The sequence below is a fragment of the Bacteriovorax sp. Seq25_V genome (assembly GCF_000447795.1).
Classification (GTDB): Bacteria; Bdellovibrionota; Bacteriovoracia; order Bacteriovoracales; family Bacteriovoracaceae; genus Halobacteriovorax_A.
Map to the genome: position 1 here is coordinate 120236 of NZ_AUNI01000017.1, position 15639 is coordinate 135874.

General features: G+C 36.6%; 16 protein-coding genes. 3 read left to right on the plus strand and 13 right to left on the minus strand.

All coding sequences use genetic code 11. The features are described 5' to 3' along the window. Nucleotides 1–8 precede the first annotated feature (8 nt). From M900_RS11080 to M900_RS17740, 8 genes are all read right to left on the minus strand, one after another. Entirely contained in the window at nucleotides 9–1028 is a 1020-nt protein-coding gene (locus M900_RS11080) for an ABC transporter permease subunit (RefSeq protein WP_021274998.1), read from the minus strand. After that, nucleotides 1025–2059 (minus strand): ABC transporter permease subunit, encoded by a 1035-nt coding sequence (locus M900_RS11085; RefSeq protein ID WP_021275012.1) that lies wholly within the window; start codon nucleotides 2057–2059, stop codon nucleotides 1025–1027. The genes M900_RS11080 and M900_RS11085 overlap by 4 nt, the downstream gene beginning before the upstream one ends. A 28-nt stretch (nucleotides 2060–2087) precedes the next feature. Then, complete coding sequence (locus M900_RS11090; RefSeq protein WP_232422288.1) at nucleotides 2088–3764, minus strand: peptide-binding protein; 1677 nt, start codon at nucleotides 3762–3764, stop codon at nucleotides 2088–2090. 74 nt (nucleotides 3765–3838) lie between these two features. Beyond that, the gene (locus M900_RS11095; RefSeq protein WP_157680636.1) at nucleotides 3839–4525 is read right to left on the minus strand and encodes a hypothetical protein; all 687 of its coding nucleotides are present in this window, start codon (nucleotides 4523–4525) and stop codon (nucleotides 3839–3841) included. A 47-nt stretch (nucleotides 4526–4572) separates the two neighbouring features. Beyond that, complete coding sequence (locus M900_RS11100) at nucleotides 4573–5244, minus strand: bifunctional 2-polyprenyl-6-hydroxyphenol methylase/3-demethylubiquinol 3-O-methyltransferase UbiG (RefSeq protein ID WP_021274899.1); 672 nt, start codon at nucleotides 5242–5244, stop codon at nucleotides 4573–4575. Continuing rightward, nucleotides 5237–5725, minus strand: a complete 489-nt coding sequence (locus M900_RS11105; protein ID WP_021274941.1) for a hypothetical protein — start codon at nucleotides 5723–5725, stop codon at nucleotides 5237–5239. Before M900_RS11105 ends, M900_RS11100 begins: the two co-directional genes overlap by 8 nt. A 13-nt stretch (nucleotides 5726–5738) precedes the next feature. Continuing rightward, nucleotides 5739–6182, minus strand: a complete 444-nt coding sequence (locus tag M900_RS11110) for a hypothetical protein (protein ID WP_021275028.1) — start codon at nucleotides 6180–6182, stop codon at nucleotides 5739–5741. Nucleotides 6183–6403: 221 nt separating this feature from the next. Next, entirely contained in the window at nucleotides 6404–6586 is a 183-nt protein-coding gene (locus M900_RS17740; RefSeq protein WP_157680640.1) for a hypothetical protein, read from the minus strand. Between the two features lie 393 nt (nucleotides 6587–6979). Between M900_RS17740 and M900_RS11115 the strand changes: the two genes are divergently transcribed. Continuing rightward, the gene (locus tag M900_RS11115; RefSeq protein ID WP_021274980.1) at nucleotides 6980–7795 is read left to right on the plus strand and encodes a DUF6588 family protein; all 816 of its coding nucleotides are present in this window, start codon (nucleotides 6980–6982) and stop codon (nucleotides 7793–7795) included. Between the two features lie 241 nt (nucleotides 7796–8036). On the opposite strand, the gene M900_RS11120 is transcribed toward M900_RS11115, so the two are convergent. The 3 genes from M900_RS11120 to lepB all read right to left on the minus strand — a co-directional run bounded on the left by M900_RS11120 (nucleotide 8037) and on the right by lepB (nucleotide 11009). Continuing rightward, entirely contained in the window at nucleotides 8037–9014 is a 978-nt protein-coding gene (locus tag M900_RS11120) for a hypothetical protein (protein WP_021274902.1), read from the minus strand. 70 nt (nucleotides 9015–9084) lie between these two features. Continuing rightward, nucleotides 9085–10044: a hypothetical protein gene (locus tag M900_RS11125; RefSeq protein WP_021274938.1), complete on the minus strand. Its 960-nt coding sequence runs from the start codon at nucleotides 10042–10044 to the stop codon at nucleotides 9085–9087. 209 nt (nucleotides 10045–10253) lie between these two features. Then, nucleotides 10254–11009 (minus strand): signal peptidase I, encoded by a 756-nt coding sequence (gene lepB, locus M900_RS11130; RefSeq protein WP_021275010.1) that lies wholly within the window; start codon nucleotides 11007–11009, stop codon nucleotides 10254–10256. Between the two features lie 138 nt (nucleotides 11010–11147). Here lepB and M900_RS11135 point away from each other — a divergent pair, with 138 nt between their 5' ends. Then, nucleotides 11148–11501, plus strand: a complete 354-nt coding sequence (locus tag M900_RS11135; RefSeq protein ID WP_021275023.1) for a hypothetical protein — start codon at nucleotides 11148–11150, stop codon at nucleotides 11499–11501. A gap of 191 nt (nucleotides 11502–11692) precedes the next feature. Here the strand turns inward: M900_RS11135 and groL are convergent, their stop codons facing one another. Both groL and groES read right to left on the minus strand, forming a co-directional pair. Continuing rightward, nucleotides 11693–13339 (minus strand): chaperonin GroEL, encoded by a 1647-nt coding sequence (groL, locus tag M900_RS11140; RefSeq protein WP_021274967.1) that lies wholly within the window; start codon nucleotides 13337–13339, stop codon nucleotides 11693–11695. 27 nt (nucleotides 13340–13366) lie between these two features. Further along, the gene (groES, locus tag M900_RS11145; protein ID WP_021274878.1) at nucleotides 13367–13657 is read right to left on the minus strand and encodes a co-chaperone GroES; all 291 of its coding nucleotides are present in this window, start codon (nucleotides 13655–13657) and stop codon (nucleotides 13367–13369) included. Nucleotides 13658–13857: 200 nt separating this feature from the next. On the opposite strand from groES, the gene M900_RS11150 reads away from it, so the two are divergent. After that, nucleotides 13858–15633, plus strand: a complete 1776-nt coding sequence (locus tag M900_RS11150) for a chloride channel protein (protein ID WP_021274950.1) — start codon at nucleotides 13858–13860, stop codon at nucleotides 15631–15633. Nucleotides 15634–15639: the final 6 nt, after the last annotated feature.

The window sequence follows — 15639 nt, forward strand, 5'->3', positions numbered from 1 at the left end:
TCTTTTGATTATTGCATTTTTGGGTCTAGAGCGTCTCTTACACCATCACCAACAAGTACAAATAAGAATAGACTTGAAAATAGTGCTGCCGATGGGAAAGTTGCTAACCACCATGCGATTGTAAAGTTCTTATGTGCTTGGGCCAGGAGCTCTCCCCATGAAGGAGTCGGAACTTCCAGACCAAAACCAAGGTAATCAAGACCGGCGAGACCAGAAATTCCCGCTGCAATCGTGAATGGAGCAAAAGTAATAATTGGACCAAGTGAGTTTGGAAGAATGTGCTTAAAGATGATTCTCGAAGTACTCGCACCCATTCCACGTGCTGCTTCAACAAATTCGAGGTTTCTATTTTTTAAGAACTCTCCACGTGCGTAGTAACTCACTCCCATCCATCCAAAGATAGATGAAATTAGTACGAGTAGGAAGAGACTCGGTTTGAAAATCGAGATCATCGTAAGTAGTAGGAGGAATACCGGTACCGTGTTAAAAATTTCAACAACTCTCTGGCCAAAGAAATCTACTTTCCCACCAAAGTAACCCATAAGACCACCAAGAAGAACCCCAACAATTGTTGAGATTATCCAAACAAGGATCGCGTATGCGATTGAGTATTTATATCCATAAAGGAGACGAGTAAAGACGTCGCGTCCACGGTCATCTGTACCAAACCAGTTTGATGATGTTGGCTTTGATGGGTAAGACTCTACTTCCTCGTTACTCTCATATGGATTCCATTTTACGATAGGCCAAATCACAAGAGAATCTTCCGCAAGGGCCATCTTTCTGTAATCCACATAAAAGCTATCAGCAATACCAAAATCTTTAGGATGATAGTCTACGAAAGCTGGAAAGTATGACTTTCCATTGTGACTCATATAAAGAGGTTTGCTATTTGCAATTAAAGGAGCTGCAAAAGTTAAAATAAAAGAAACAACTAAAAGAATAGATGCGATTACCGCAGTTTTTCTTTTCTTAAAGCGTCTCCATCTTTTTAGCGTTAATTCATTTTCAATATATTTTTCTATCATTCGAAATCTATCCTTGGATCAACAACTACATACAAAATATCACTGATTAAGTTACCTACGAACATCAGAACTGTTTGGATGAAGAATAATCCCATAATTACGTTATAATCTCTTTCTAATAGTGACTGGTAACCAAGAAGTCCAAGACCATCAAGGTTAAAGATTCTCTCAATGAAAAGAGAACCAGCGAAGAACATTGAAAGGAAGTGACCAAAACCAGTAACGATTGGAACAAGGGCATTTCTTAGACAGTGTTTCATATAAACCATCTTATCCGAGAGACCTTTTGCTTTTGCCGTTCTAATATAATCTTGGCTAATTACTTCAAGCATCGAGTTCTTCATTAGAAGAGTTAAAACTGTGAACTGCCCTACCATATAAGCGACTAGTGGAAGGAAGAAGTGCCACACTCTATCCCCCATCTGGGCCCAGAAAGAAAGTTCATCATAATTATCGGAGTAGAGGTCACCAATAGGAAACCAGTCTACGAATGTTCCACCTGCAAAGTATACAAGTAGTAAAATACCAAGCATAAAGCCAGGGATTGAATATAGAGCTGACAGTAGGAAACTACTTGTCACATCAAATTTTGATCCATGCTTGATGGCCTTGAGGACACCAAGCGGAATACAAATTAGGTAAGAGAAGAAAAATGAAATTACACCGAATTGGATTGATACAGGTAACTTTCCTTTTACAACATCAAGAACAGGTTCTTCATATGTAAAACTCTCTCCGAAATCAAGTCTTGATAGATTAGATAACCAGATCCAGTACCTTTCATAAAGTGGCTTATCAAAACCGTATTGTTTCTTTAAAGCTTCAATAACTTCTTCTGAAACAGCACTATCCTTATGAGAGCCTCCAGCAATATCAGCACCAGCATCACCCATTCCACCAAATCTCATTTGTTGGATTTTCTGTTCAATTGGCGAGCCTGGAGCGAGGTTAATCATCCCAAACATTAAAATTGTGACCCCAAAAAATGTTGGGATCATAATCAAAAATCTTCTAATAATATAATTTAACAACTTCTTCTCCTAAACTTCTAAGTAATGCTTACTTAGAAATCCACCAGTAACCTAAACCTACTTCATAAGTAAAAGTATCTTTAACTTTTTGCATTCTTGATGTGTAACCATAGAAAGTATATCTATCATTGAATAAGAATACGTATGGATAATCCTCTGCGATTTCTTTGTATACTTTACTTAGAATTACTTTTCTCTTTTCTTTATCAAGTTCAAAACGTGCTTCATCAATTAGCTTATCTACTGTTGGGTTTTTATAACCGATGAAGTTTGAACCTTGGTTATCAGCAGATGAAGAGTGCCAAATTTGTTTTGGGTCCCAATCAACAGATCCACCTGACCATGCAAGTCTTACTGCTTGGAAATTTCTTTCATCAAGGGCCTTGATGAATGAGTTCCACTCGATAACTTTAATTTTTACATCAACACCAGCTTTCTTAGCATCTTCTTTAAATACCGTTAGGTATTTTACGAAGTCCTGAGATGGCTCAAGGATTGTAAATGAAAGTGGAGTTTTCTTTCCATCAATTACTTTATCTAGAATTAAGTCACCGTCAGTGTCCTTCCATCCTTCTTTTCTAAGAATTTCAAGTGCAGCTTTTGGATCAAACATAACTGGCTTAACTGTTTTATTAGCATATTCAGACTGAAGATAAGTTGGACCTGTTGCAGGAACAGAGTAACCATATCTAAACTTATCAATCATTTCTTGTCTGTTTACTAGGTGGTAAAGAGCCTTTCTTACGTTCTTTGATTTAAAGATTGGATCTTGTAAGTTCCAACCGATGAATCCGTAACCTTTTGGAGACTTGTTTTCTGTTTTAACTTTTAAAACATCTTTCCCCCAAGCTTTTCCACTTGTTTTCTTTTCATACTCTTCAGCTGTTAAAGCGTTGAAGTCAAGGTCACCTTTTTCAAGTCTTTGGATTGCAATTGTAGAATCCTTGATGAATCTTAAGTAAACCTTCGCGAAGTTGTTTTCACCTTTTTTAGATTCAACTTTTTTACCCCACCAGTCTTTGTTAGCAACAAGAGTAATTCCCTTACCTCTTTTGAAGTCCTCAAATACATATGGACCTGTACCGATAAGAGTTTTATTAAGTTTCTTCTCTTGAGCTTCTGATGGATTTTCATAGATATGCTTTGGTACAACTGTTAAACCAGCGGCAACATCAAAGTTTCCGAAGTACTTATTCTTTACGTAGAAACGAACAGTGTTCTTATCAAGAATTTCTACTTTCTCAATATTTTCATAATATGGTTTTGAGTGAGCCGTGTGGTACTTGTCTTCTGGGTGCATAATTGCATCAAAAGAGAACTTAACGTCTTCAACTGTTAATGGTTTACCATCATGCCACTTTACGCCTTCTCTAATTTTAAAATCAAATTGAAGACCATCTTTAGATACTGTCCAAGAAGTAGCAAGAGCTGGCTCCCAGTTATAAGTGTCAGAGTTACGTGTCCCAAGTGACTCAAGAACATAGTTCTGTACACTAGAAGCATAAGCATCTGATGATGATAGTGGGTTAAGTGTTGTTGGCGTACTTCCTAAGTTGTAATAAAAAGTTCCACCTTGCTTAGCATTTGGATTTCCTACAGCGTAAGTAAAAGTCGCCGCAGAAACACTCATTAATAGAAAAAGAGTTTTCATCATTTTCATCGGTTCTTCCTTGTTTTGAATGTGAACACCTAAGTACTCTAACATATAAAAAATAACACAATAATACCAGAGCAAGACTGTACTTGTATTTCACTCTTTTGACTAGTAGCAAGATGACACTACTTTAAATAATAATAATTTGGATCGAGTGACCATCGATCAATAGAAAGGTTTTGATCTTCAACTCTATACTGCTCTAATTTGTGTTGCACTTCGTTGAGTCTAATTTTTAATCCTTCGTTATTACGTTGGATTTCGGTTTGATCGCTTTCAAGCTTAGCTAACTCTTCGCGCCATTCTGCTTGAAGTTTTTTCTGAAGAATTTCGTAACGAGTATTAACGCCGTCGACTCGTTGCATATATGTTTCAATAATTTTATCATTTCTTTTAATCTTTGAATTTAACGCAAGACGTTTTTTAGCAAGAATTTCCACCAACTCTTTTCCCATGGAAATATTATTTACTAAATCTTGTGATTGGAAATAATAATAACGCCCAACAGTAAAAGTTGTAAGCTTTGTGCAGTTAACATATTTTGGAACTTTTAAAAGAATATACTCTGAAGATCTTCCAAGAACGATACCCTCACAACGGGCCTGCTTTTGGTGTTGAGTCCAAAATTCGACCTTATCAAGTTTATTTAGGTATTTTACGTTATCAAAATTTACTTTGAATTTAACAAGTCTTGCTTCTTCTGAATACGATGAGACTCGGCCAGTAAAATGACCAAGATCTTCGGGACTCGACATTTTTGTCCAGGCCTGAAGGTTGACTAAAAGAATCAGAAAAAACGTAGCTATTCTCATTAACTAAATTTTAATACGGATTCGAAAAATTTGCATTGCAGAAAAAACTACTCTTTTGGCTTTTGAACAATGATACTTGCCGTGAATTCACTACGGTGAAGTGGTTGTTCGTATTTTAGAATGTTAAATTTTGGAAAGAGAGTTAGAAGCTCGTCATTCTTTAAAAGATAACTATCCTTTTCCTTCATTCCATTCATTTCTTTCTCTTTCAGAGTATAACCTTCAAAAACAAGAACTCCACCGGGCTTGAGCCAGTCCATCAATTTTTTCACGATCTCTCTATCAACATAGTAGAAACAAATGATGGCATCAATTGAACCATTAGGAACATCGTAGTCATTTACACTCTTATGAACTGTATCTATACGAACACCAAATTCGCGGGCAAGCATTCGGGCTTTTTTAATGGCCACATTACTAATATCGATTCCTGTTACCTTATAACCTTTTGTTGCTAGGAAAACTGCATTTCGCCCTTCTCCCATTCCGATATCGAGAACTCTTGATCCATTTGGAATAAAGTCATAATTCTTTGCGAGAAATTTTGCAGGAGCCTTTCCATAGACATAATTATTTTGAGCGAATTTCTTATCCCAAAAACCTTTTGTTTCTCCTGTTCGTCTTGCACCTGTTAAAAGTTCAAAACGGCTTCCTGAAATATTTTCGCGGGCAAAGGAGCTAGAAATTAAAAGTAAGCATATAAAAAATTTATTAAACATCGTCTTCGTCTTCGTGTTCTTGTAAAGTCAGGTTATCGTCAAACTGACTTTCTTCGATTTCAATATTTTCAGCTAGAGGAACTACAATGCTCTCCTCTTCATCTTCATCACCCATCTCTGCATTGAGATACAAAGAAAGCATTTCGTACTTTGTTTCGATGTCACGTACTTGAAGTGAAACATTATCTCTCATTGTTGCGGGCATGTCTTCACTGTGATTGAGGTACCACTTGAGTTTTTCAACTTTCGTATAGAAATTATCTAAGGCGATTAGAACTTCTTCAGAGAGAAGTCTTAGTTGCTCGATTGTAATTGTATCATAGAGGCATTTGAAAATATCTTTGAAGTGTTCTCTTGATCTTTTAAGAGAAAGAATTGTTAGATATTCTTTTTCTCTATGTTTAATTCTTTCAAATAATCTTTTTGAATCATTTCTAAGAATGACAAGCATTCTCAATGAATCATCTGATATCCCTCTCATCCCACTCTCTCTTTTAGACCGAAGGTAACTTCGCTCTTCTTCCCCCTGGCCATCTTTTTGAACCAGAAGTTAAATCTAGATAAATTTTGCGTCCGACAAGATCAACTGTTTGAAACATTGTCATTGGTAATCGCTCTTGGAAAACTCTCCCCTCTTTTAAAAGTTTAACTTCTTGAATAACTTCAAAAGAGCTCAACTCAAAGAGAGTAACTTTTCCAGTTCTCATCATATAATTTAAATATCTTTTTAGTAGTGATTTGTATTCTTTTAAAGAAGTAATATCTCTTACGATCGCAAGAACATATTGAGGTGAAGTAAAGCTCATCGTTTTAAAGTCTTCAACACTAATTGGAACTAATGTCATTCCGTATTGGCTGTAGACACGTGAGAGAGTTAGAAATTTTTCATCTAACTTTTTTTCAAACTGTAAATATAGAACGTATACACTTCCTTTCATACCATTCATATCGGTATAAAGGAGAGCTAGGTTTTGAATATTAAGGGATTATGATTTAAATGGAAAAATGTGCCTAAAATAAAAAAAGAGACCGAGGACTTTAGTTTGTTTTGCATTCCAAGTTTGTAAAAGTCCTCGATCTCAATTCAATTCCTCAGGGTAAGTTAAGGGAGAGAGGGATGTCACCCCGAAGAATTTATTTATTAACTTCCTTGTATCTTCTAGGCCATCCGTGGCCAATAAAACTTTAGTGATTTAGTAAGGTGGAGAGAAAGGGAGCTTGAAGCACTGGCTTCAGACGCTGTTTCTTGAAATTTACAAGAAAGGTTAGAGGTAGGTTTAGTGAACGTTGAACAACGTGAACAAAGTGAAGTAGTAAACCCTACATTTTCTTGAACCTTCATGCTTCAAGCTCCTTTTGCCATCCATGACAATTGAACAATCTTCCTGCGTTCTTTGAGAAATCATCCTAACTTCTCGTCCGGGACTTCCGTGTCCCTTCTTGTAAATATACATTGCAGGTGACGTGCCAACTTTTGGATGCACGAGAACAGCTAGTTAGAGGCCTCGGTGTCAAAAAGCCATGAGGTGGTCCTACGAAAATTCAATGGTCCTACAGAATTCTAATGAGTTACCAAAAAATCACCAGTGTCAAAAATGGATGGTCGTTTCAACTTTTTGACTCCATGGCCATTTTGTTTAAACGCCGTCTGGCACGTATTTCCGACTAACACAAATGCTTATTTACCTGTTTAATAGTGATAGGAATTGTAATGAAAATTCCATGGAGGTTAACAATGAAAAATTATATGATTGCCATCCTTTCGGCACTTATCACACTACCCACACTAGCAGCAGCACCTGCTTTACAAGACATTAAAGAAGATGACTTTAATAAGATAACAAAAGAATTCGCAGCAAACTTTGTACATACTACAGTAACGCCACCAAACTCTTTAGGTGCTTTGTTTGGATTTGAAGTGGGAGTTATTGGCGGGGTTACTCGTGCAAAGAATATTGAAACAATTTCTAAATCTATAAGTAGTAGCTCTGATCTGAAGTACCTACCGCATGCAGGAATTATGGGACAAGTAACTATTCCATTTGGAATATCTTTCGAGGGTTCATTCTTTCCTGAGAAGAAATTTGGAGATGTGACGATTAATTCAATGTCGATGGCCGCAAAGTGGAATCTCACAGATTCAATCCTTCCTATTCCACTAATTGATATTGCTACAAGATTTCACTTTGGTTCAGGTGAAGTAAGTTATGCTACAAGTGACTCCGTTTCTGATGTTCCTGTGAACTCAAAAGTATCAGTTGAAAGTTCTTCATATGGAGTTAATGCAAGTGTTGGTGCGAATTTACTTATTTTTAGACCATATATTGGAGCAGGTTATGTTTGGACTGATAATACAATGAAAGTTAACGCGACTTCAGGAACAATCTTTGATACTTCATTTACGTCTTCTAAAGAAGCAAAGAAAAAGCATAGTGGTTCTCACCTCTTTGCAGGTGGCCAGTTAAGTATCCTACTTTTAAAACTCGGTGTTGAGTATTCGAAAGTAATTGATGTGACGAAGTATACGATGAAACTGAGTTTGGCGTTTTAATAAGTAAAAATTTATATTAGATCTGACAGTTCTTCCTTTGTGGTTGTTTCTGTCAGATCAATCATCGACCTAGATACTCCCCATTACCTTCAATATTTAAAAGAATATCTGTCTTTGCAAAAAGAGGTAGAGTAAATAGAGTTATAAGTAATATTCTGATAATGATTTTTTTTCTTATTCACAGGTACACCTTATTGTCACTTCTAAAAAACAGCTCATTTCAGGATTAAATCTACGTATCTTACTTATTTGAATTAATTATCGAAATTGAAAATAACTCCCAATTCTTTACATTAAAAATGAAGGATATCTTCATTGTGGATGAAATAAGAGATACCATTTTTTTTCCATTATACGCCCCTATTCGACCTTCAAAGTTATAAATTTCGACATAAGTTGGAAATAGACATTTTGTTAATCTATAAATAAAATCATCTTTAGTCTTGATTTTATCAAAGAATAATTTCTTATTCTTTGTTGAAAATATTCTTTCATGTACTAGCGCATCACTAGCGTCTCTCTCATTTCGCACTCTTTCATACAACTGCTCAAGTGTTGCCGTCTTTAAAAAATCTCTCAATTCAACTAAAGATTTATTCAGCGCCTTCATCTCATCATCTGAAAGATTCTCTTTTAAAATTGTCTCTGTATCTTTTTCAACGTATGCAGATTCTTTCAAAATTTCTTTTAATTCAAAATAATAATTTTCGTTTGCAAATGTGTATCGTCCGACCTTTCCATTAAAAACTCTAACTCTCATGTCATAGGAGGTTCCTTCGTTACCACTATCGTCATAATCTGGCTTTCTTAATGGAAATGCTTCACATAGCCGACGTTGCTCATCTAAATCTCCATATGTACGAGCTTTGGAATTTACTTTGTCTACAGATGAATTTTCATCAATCAGAATACTCATTCCTCCCCAGACTTTCTCAAAGTGGCAACGCTTCTTACCGTTTAAAAACATTCCGTCCTTATTAATTTCTCCAATATGTAATCCCGTGACTTCTTTATTAGAATACAGTTTAATGAAAGGAATCTTTGAAGCATGAGGCTCTTTTCCTCCATCAAAAGATATTAACCAACTCTGCCCTCTATCCATTTCCTCTTGAGTAAAATATTTCTCTGCTCCATCCATATTCACAGGGATATCTGTCTTCGCTAAAACAGACCATGAAAGTAAATATCCCAATAGACTCAATCTAAAAAGATTTCCCAATAACGACTCCTAAATTCAGAACTGTCTCATTTTTTACGACATTAGATCTATGGCAAAAATACTATTATGCTCATTTTAAAGTTGCGAGCTGGCTAACATTCCATCTTCCCTCAAAAAGCTGCATTCCCATATAAACACTATCCGATTCGACAAAAAATGTTCTGTTACCTTTTAGAGTTGTGCCCACTCTCTTTCTTGGCAGCTTACAAAACTTTAAAAAAGTTACTTTAAAAACATCATTTATAAAATCCCCTCTACTTTTCACAAGTTTAAAGAATTCACTTTTGTTATTTGTATTAAAAATATTCTTATGGATTAATACATTATTACCATCCCTGCCGTTGAGTACCTTTTCGTACAACTGCTCAAGTGTTGCCGTTTTTAAAAATCCCCTTAGTTCTACCAAGGACTTGTTCAGCGCCTTCATCTCTTCATCTGAAAGATTTTCCTTCAAGATTGTCTCTGTATCTTTTTCTATCCGAGATGCCTCTTTCACCATATGATCAATTTTAAAATAGTATGGTGTTCCTTCATGATCATATGTTCCAACCTTTCCATCTGTTACATGAACTTCTAATTGATATTCCGACTTTTCAAGATCATACGATGATTCTAGATCTCTCCTCAAAGGGTATGATTCACACAAATGCTTTGTCTCCATACCAAAACTCTTTACAACATCCCAGTCCCCGTCTCTTAAAGGTTTCTCATCGATCAACAGACTTAGACCTCCATGGACCTTCTCAAAATGACAGAGTTTTTTCCCTTTAAAGAAAAATCCATTCTCGCTGATTTCTCCAATTATTTTCCCATTCAAATCTTTAGTTTCATAAAGCTTCATTGGCAAAACTTTGGAAGCTCCATCTTTTTTATCTCCAGAAAAGTATATTTTCCATGTCAATGCCTGTTTCATCTCAAGAGGAGTAAAATATTTCTCTGTCCCATGCATATTCACAGGGATACCTGTCTTCGCAAGCACAGACCATGAAAGTAAATATCCTAACAGGCTCAATCTAATAAGATTTTTCAATAACAACTCCCTAAACATAAAAACAGTTTACATTATAATCACTTTTATAACTTTCACAAAGACGAATGACTAACTCATTCCGATAAAGGATATTCTTATGCATACTTCAAGTCAGATGGGATTTTTTGAATAATTTTTCTTAACTTAAATGATTTTCAACTGGCAGATTTTTAGGAACAAAAAAAGGGCCACTTGATGGCCCTTGCTTTTTATAATTGTGTACCGATTCTTGACGGTCTGAAATGGAACTTCTCTTGTGACCAAGGATAAACGAGAGACATCCACACCATGAATGCTCTACCTCTAATATTCTTAATTGGAACAAATCCCCAAACTCTTGAATCACTTGAGTAATCTCTATTATCACCCATTACAAAAACATGCCCCTCAGGAACAGTGATTTTATCTTGTCCTAAGTGTCTAAAGAATGTTGGGTTCTCACCAATAACAAATTTCTTATCACCAAGTTGTTGCTCATAGAAAACCATATCTTTTGGGTCTTGACCTGGCTTCTCATCATAAAGCTCACGGTACTTGGCATCGTCTTCAATTTTTGTTTTCGTGATCTCCTGCCCATTGATAATAAGTGTATTATCGAAAACTTCAATTGTGTCACCTGGGAGACCAACAGTTCTTTTAACAAAAAGAATACTTGGATCAACAGGATATTCAAAAACTACAATATCACCACGAGCTGGAGCCTTTTGCTCACCACCAATATACATAGGATTAAAGAACTCAGAAAAAGGAACTTTAAACCCATAAGACATTTTACTAACTACAATTGAATCACCAATAGCATTGGTAGGAAGAAGTGATCCCGATGGAATATGGTAATGATCAATGAATGTCGATCTAAAACCAAAAACGATTAAAATAATATATGTCCAAGACCATAGCTCGTACTTAAACCATTCTTTTGAAAACATTGGATGTTTTACAACTTCTTTCTTACTACCAAACATTTGTCGTCCTTTTCCTTATTTACGAAAGTATAATTTCACAAAAGCCAGAGGGGAAGACTTATTGCGAAAATTTGACAATAAATACGCGAGATCCTATCGTTAAATAGAATATATTCACAACAATTTTAAGGAGATCACATGAAGTATCTAATCTTAATGCTTTTAACGTCTGCGGCTTCTGCTGCGTACATGCCACCGTGCTACAATTACGAAGACAAAGTGTCATTCTCATACCAAGCTTGTATCAACAACAACTTCAGAGAAGCTGGCCGTGAACTTAATATCATTCCTTCATACTGTGCAAATTATGGTGACACAGTAAACTACAGTTACCTAAGCTGTGTTAATAACAACTTCCACCAAGCTGGACGAATTCTAGGAGCATATTACCCAAGCTGTTATAACTATGGTGACAAGCTTGATAGTAGCTTTGTGAACTGCGTGAATAACAATTTTAGGAATATGGACTGGGATTTACAAAGAAGAAGATAGTTAAAATACAAAAAGCACCATTCGGTGCTTTTTTTGTATAGGCCGCACTCATTAAGAGAACGGCCTGAGTTTGCTTATCAGCGGATATCAAGATTGATTGCTCCTTTGCCTTTTTCAAAATTTTCATTTCAAAAATGGGGAGCTAACACTGCGTCCAAAAGAGTGCCCTTAGGCACTCATTGCCGCAGTTTTTACATCATTCCTGGCATACCACCCATTCCGCCCATACCACCTGGCATTCCACCAGCAGGAGCGTCATCTTTTGGAAGATCAGCAATCATAGTTTCTGTAGTAAGCATTAATCCAGCTACAGATGCTGCATTTTGAAGTGCAGATCTTGTTACTTTAGTTGGATCGATAATACCAGCAGCTACTAGGTCTTCATATTTTTCTTCACGAGCATTAAATCCCCAAGTTGCAGACTTGTGATTTTTTACTTCGTTAACAACAACTGAACCTTCAAGCCCAGCGTTTACAGAAATTTGTCTTAATGGAGCTTCAACTGCTCTCTTAACGATTCTGATACCAAAAGCTTCTTCTTCGTTTGCGCCTTTTAGACCTTCAAGAACGTTAGCAGCTTTAACAAGTGCAGAACCACCACCAACAACAATACCTTCTTCAACAGCAGCTCTTGTTGCGTTTAGAGCATCTTCAACTCTATCTTTCTTTTCTTTCATTTCTGTTTCAGTTGGAGCACCAACGTTTACAACAGCTACACCACCAACAAGCTTAGCAAGTCTTTCTTGTAGTTTTTCTTTATCGTAATCAGAAGTTGTATTAGCGATTTGGCTCTTAATTTCACCAACTCTTGCTTCAACAGCAGCTTTATCTCCAGCACCATCTACGATTGTTGTATTTTCTTTATCGATAGTAATTTTCTTTGCAGAACCTAAGTTCTCAAGACCAGCAGTTTCTAAGCTCATTCCAAGCTCTTCAGAAATTACAGTACCACCTGTAAGAGCAGCAAGGTCTTTTAACATTTCTTTTCTTCTATCACCAAAACCTGGAGCTTTAACAGCTGCAACGTTTAGAGTCCCTCTTAGCTTGTTTACAACAAGAGTTGTAAGCGCTTCACCTTCAATGTCTTCAGCGATGATTAAAAGTGGTCTCGAAGTTTGAACTGTTTTTTCAAGAAGTGGAAGAAGTTCTTTCATGCTTGAAACTTTCTTATCAGTGATAAGGATGTTTGCATTATCAAAGTTTACTTCCATTTTTTCTGGTGAAGTTACGAAGTATGGAGATAAGTAACCTCTATCAAATTGCATACCTTCAACTACATCAAGAGTTGTTTCAGCAGTTTTTGATTCTTCGATAGTAATAACACCATCTTTACCAACTTTATCCATTGCTTCAGCTAAAAGCTTACCAATTTCTTTATCGTTGTTTGCAGAGATCGTCCCTACTTGCTCGATTTCTGAATTTGTTTTGATGTCTTTTGACATAGACTTAAGTTCAGCAACAACTTTTTCTACTGCAAGATCAATCCCTCTTTTAAGATCCATTGGATTGTGACCAGCAGTTACAAGCTTAACACCTTCAGTGTAGATTGCTTGAGCTAGAACAGTTGCAGTAGTTGTACCATCACCAGCGTCTTCGTTAGTTTTTTGTGCAACTTCTTTAACCATTTGTGCACCCATGTTTTGGAAGTTGTTTTCTAATTCAATTTCCTTCGCAACAGACACACCGTCTTTTGTAATATGTGGAGCACCAAAAGCTTTTTGGATTACTACGTTTCTTCCCTTTGGCCCTAAAGTTACTCTAACTGCGTTCGCTAGTTGATTAACACCTTCAAGGATTAACTTTCTCGCTTCTTCGCTATACTTTAATTCTTTTGCCATGATGACTTCTCCTATTTAATTTTTTAATTACTTACTTAATACACCAAAAACATCACTTTCTTTCATGATGAGATATTCTTGACCTTCTAACTTAACTTCTGTTCCTGCATACTTTCCAAAAAGGATTCTATCCCCAGCCTTTAGTGTAAGAGCTGAAAATGTTCCGTTATCTAGACGATAACCTTCTCCAACAGAAACAACTTCACCTTGTGATGGCTTCTCAGCGTGATTATCTGGGATAATGATTCCGCCAGCTGTTTTTGTCTCTTCTTCAAGTCTTTTAACTAGTACTCTGTCATGAAGTGGTTTAACTTGCATAAATTCCTCCAAAGAAATTATTTATTCTAAAATTTAACTTGTCTGTAATTTGGTAGGTATCTAACCACTGTCAAGGTTGATAAGCAAAAATTTTCGAAAATATATTTTATGCCCCGTATTATTTGAGAGTAAATTGTTGTAATCTTAGGTTTAATGATCCTAAAAATTATGGTATTCCAAGAAATAACTGGAAATAATCAATGAAAATTACTCAAAAACTAAGATTCTCTCTTATTGGTAAGTTCTTAAAGAACGAAATCACTGAGGAGAGAACATACCTAGTACTAACTATCATCGCTGGTATCGTTGGCGCATTGATCGCTGTAAGTATTGAGCACCTAGTCGAAATGCTGAGGCATTTACTTCATACAGATGGTACATTTACCTGGAAAAGTTTCGTCTTCGGGGGAATCGCAGTATTTATTTCAGGATGGATCACTACTCGCCTCTATCCTTGGACTGCGGGATCATCGGTGCCGAGTGTTAGAATCGCTCTCGCCGTATTCCACGGAAAAATTGATTTAAAAAATACGATCGCAAAATATGTCACAACAATTCTCTCTCTTGGTGCAGGGATTTCTCTTGGACCAGAAGGACCAATCGTTTCTATTGCCTCTGGAGCCGGTTCATTTCTTGGAACATTCTTTTCGATGTCTAAAAAGAGAGTTAAGGCCCTCGTTGCTGTTGGTTCTGCCGGCGGTATTGCTGCGGCCTTCAACACGCCAATCACGGCAGTAGTCTTTACCCTCGAAGAGGTTGTTGGAGACCTTAACGCAAAAATTCTTGGTTCGATTGTGATCGCAGCCGTTGTTGCATCAATCACTGCCCAGATGATTACGGGAAATAGCCCACTTTTTTCTCAACTACATTATAAGTTAGATGATCCAAAAGAGTTGATTTTCTATCTCGGTATCGGTCTTATCGCCGCCGTTGTTGGTCCACTTTGGATGAAGACAGTTATTAAACTTCGTGAATTCAACAAAACTAAAATGAAAAATCATAAGCTAACTTTTATGATGATCGCCTTCGTCCTGGTTGGTTTAATGTCCCAAATTCACCCAGGAGTAATTGGAAGTGGACACGGGACAATTGAGAACACACTTCTCTCTTTGATTCTTGATCCAAAAGTTCTTGGAACTTTATTCATTTTAAAATTTGTATCTTCTGCTATTTGCTACTCTTCAGGAATTAGTGGGGGGCTTTTTCTTCCAACCCTTCTTATGGGTGCTACACTTGGAAGCTTCGTTGGAGCAGTCTCTTCAGAATTTTTTCAAAATGCAAATATTAGTGCTGGAGCTTATGCTCTAGTTGGAATGGGCGCTTTCTTTGCAGCCGTTATTCGCGCTCCATTTACTTCGATCATTATGGTTTTCGAGCTAACTCGTGACTACAATATTATTCTTCCTTTAATGATTGCAAGTATCGTCGCTTTTGTTCTCTCTTCAAGAATTGAAAAAGAATCTATATACGAACTAATCGCCGAGCAAGATGGTATTCACCTCCCAACACGAGAAGATCATGAGACTCTTGAGCAAATGGTTGTTGAAGATGCCATGGTGACAGACCTCATCACTTATAATGCAAATCTGCAAATTAAAGAGGCTTACCAAATGAATCGCGGAAGCTTAATTTCAGGTTTTCCAATTCTAAGAAATGGTCGAGTTATCGGAATGGTCTCACGATCTGACATCAACACCGAAATGGCCAAAGGAAATGGCGAAAAGACAGTGGAACAAATTTGCGAGAAAAAGGTTATCAAGATCTATCCAGATCAGTCCCTGCTTGTGGCCTTCCACCGTCTCAAGAGATTTCAGATTTCAAGACTCCCAGTTGTAAGTCGTCTTGATGATAAGCACTTAATTGGAATAATCACGGCTCAAGATATCATTAAAAACTTTGGTTACCAAATCAAAGAAGAAGAAAAGAAAATTGATGATAATCTTGATACAATGGAACCACCAGTAAACCCTGTATAGATATTA

Bases quoted from the DNA above. Each gene is read 5' to 3' on its own strand.
- M900_RS11080 (WP_021274998.1), bottom strand. From the start codon at position 1,028: ATGATAGAAAAATATATTGAAAATGAATTAACGCTAAAAAGATGGAGA.
- M900_RS11090 (WP_232422288.1), bottom strand. From the start codon at position 3,764: ATGTTAGAGTACTTAGGTGTTCACATTCAAAACAAGGAAGAACCGATG.
- M900_RS11095 (WP_157680636.1), bottom strand. From the start codon at position 4,525: ATGAGAATAGCTACGTTTTTTCTGATTCTTTTAGTCAACCTTCAGGCC.
- M900_RS11100 (WP_021274899.1), bottom strand. From the start codon at position 5,244: ATGTTTAATAAATTTTTTATATGCTTACTTTTAATTTCTAGCTCCTTT.
- M900_RS11105 (WP_021274941.1), bottom strand. From the start codon at position 5,725: ATGAGAGGGATATCAGATGATTCATTGAGAATGCTTGTCATTCTTAGA.
- M900_RS11110 (WP_021275028.1), bottom strand. From the start codon at position 6,182: ATGAAAGGAAGTGTATACGTTCTATATTTACAGTTTGAAAAAAAGTTA.
- M900_RS17740 (WP_157680640.1), bottom strand. From the start codon at position 6,586: ATGAAGGTTCAAGAAAATGTAGGGTTTACTACTTCACTTTGTTCACGT.
- M900_RS11115 (WP_021274980.1), top strand. From the start codon at position 6,980: ATGAAAAATTATATGATTGCCATCCTTTCGGCACTTATCACACTACCC.
- lepB (WP_021275010.1), bottom strand. From the start codon at position 11,009: ATGTTTGGTAGTAAGAAAGAAGTTGTAAAACATCCAATGTTTTCAAAA.
- M900_RS11135 (WP_021275023.1), top strand. From the start codon at position 11,148: ATGAAGTATCTAATCTTAATGCTTTTAACGTCTGCGGCTTCTGCTGCG.
- groL (WP_021274967.1), bottom strand. From the start codon at position 13,339: ATGGCAAAAGAATTAAAGTATAGCGAAGAAGCGAGAAAGTTAATCCTT.
- groES (WP_021274878.1), bottom strand. From the start codon at position 13,657: ATGCAAGTTAAACCACTTCATGACAGAGTACTAGTTAAAAGACTTGAA.
- M900_RS11150 (WP_021274950.1), top strand. From the start codon at position 13,858: ATGAAAATTACTCAAAAACTAAGATTCTCTCTTATTGGTAAGTTCTTA.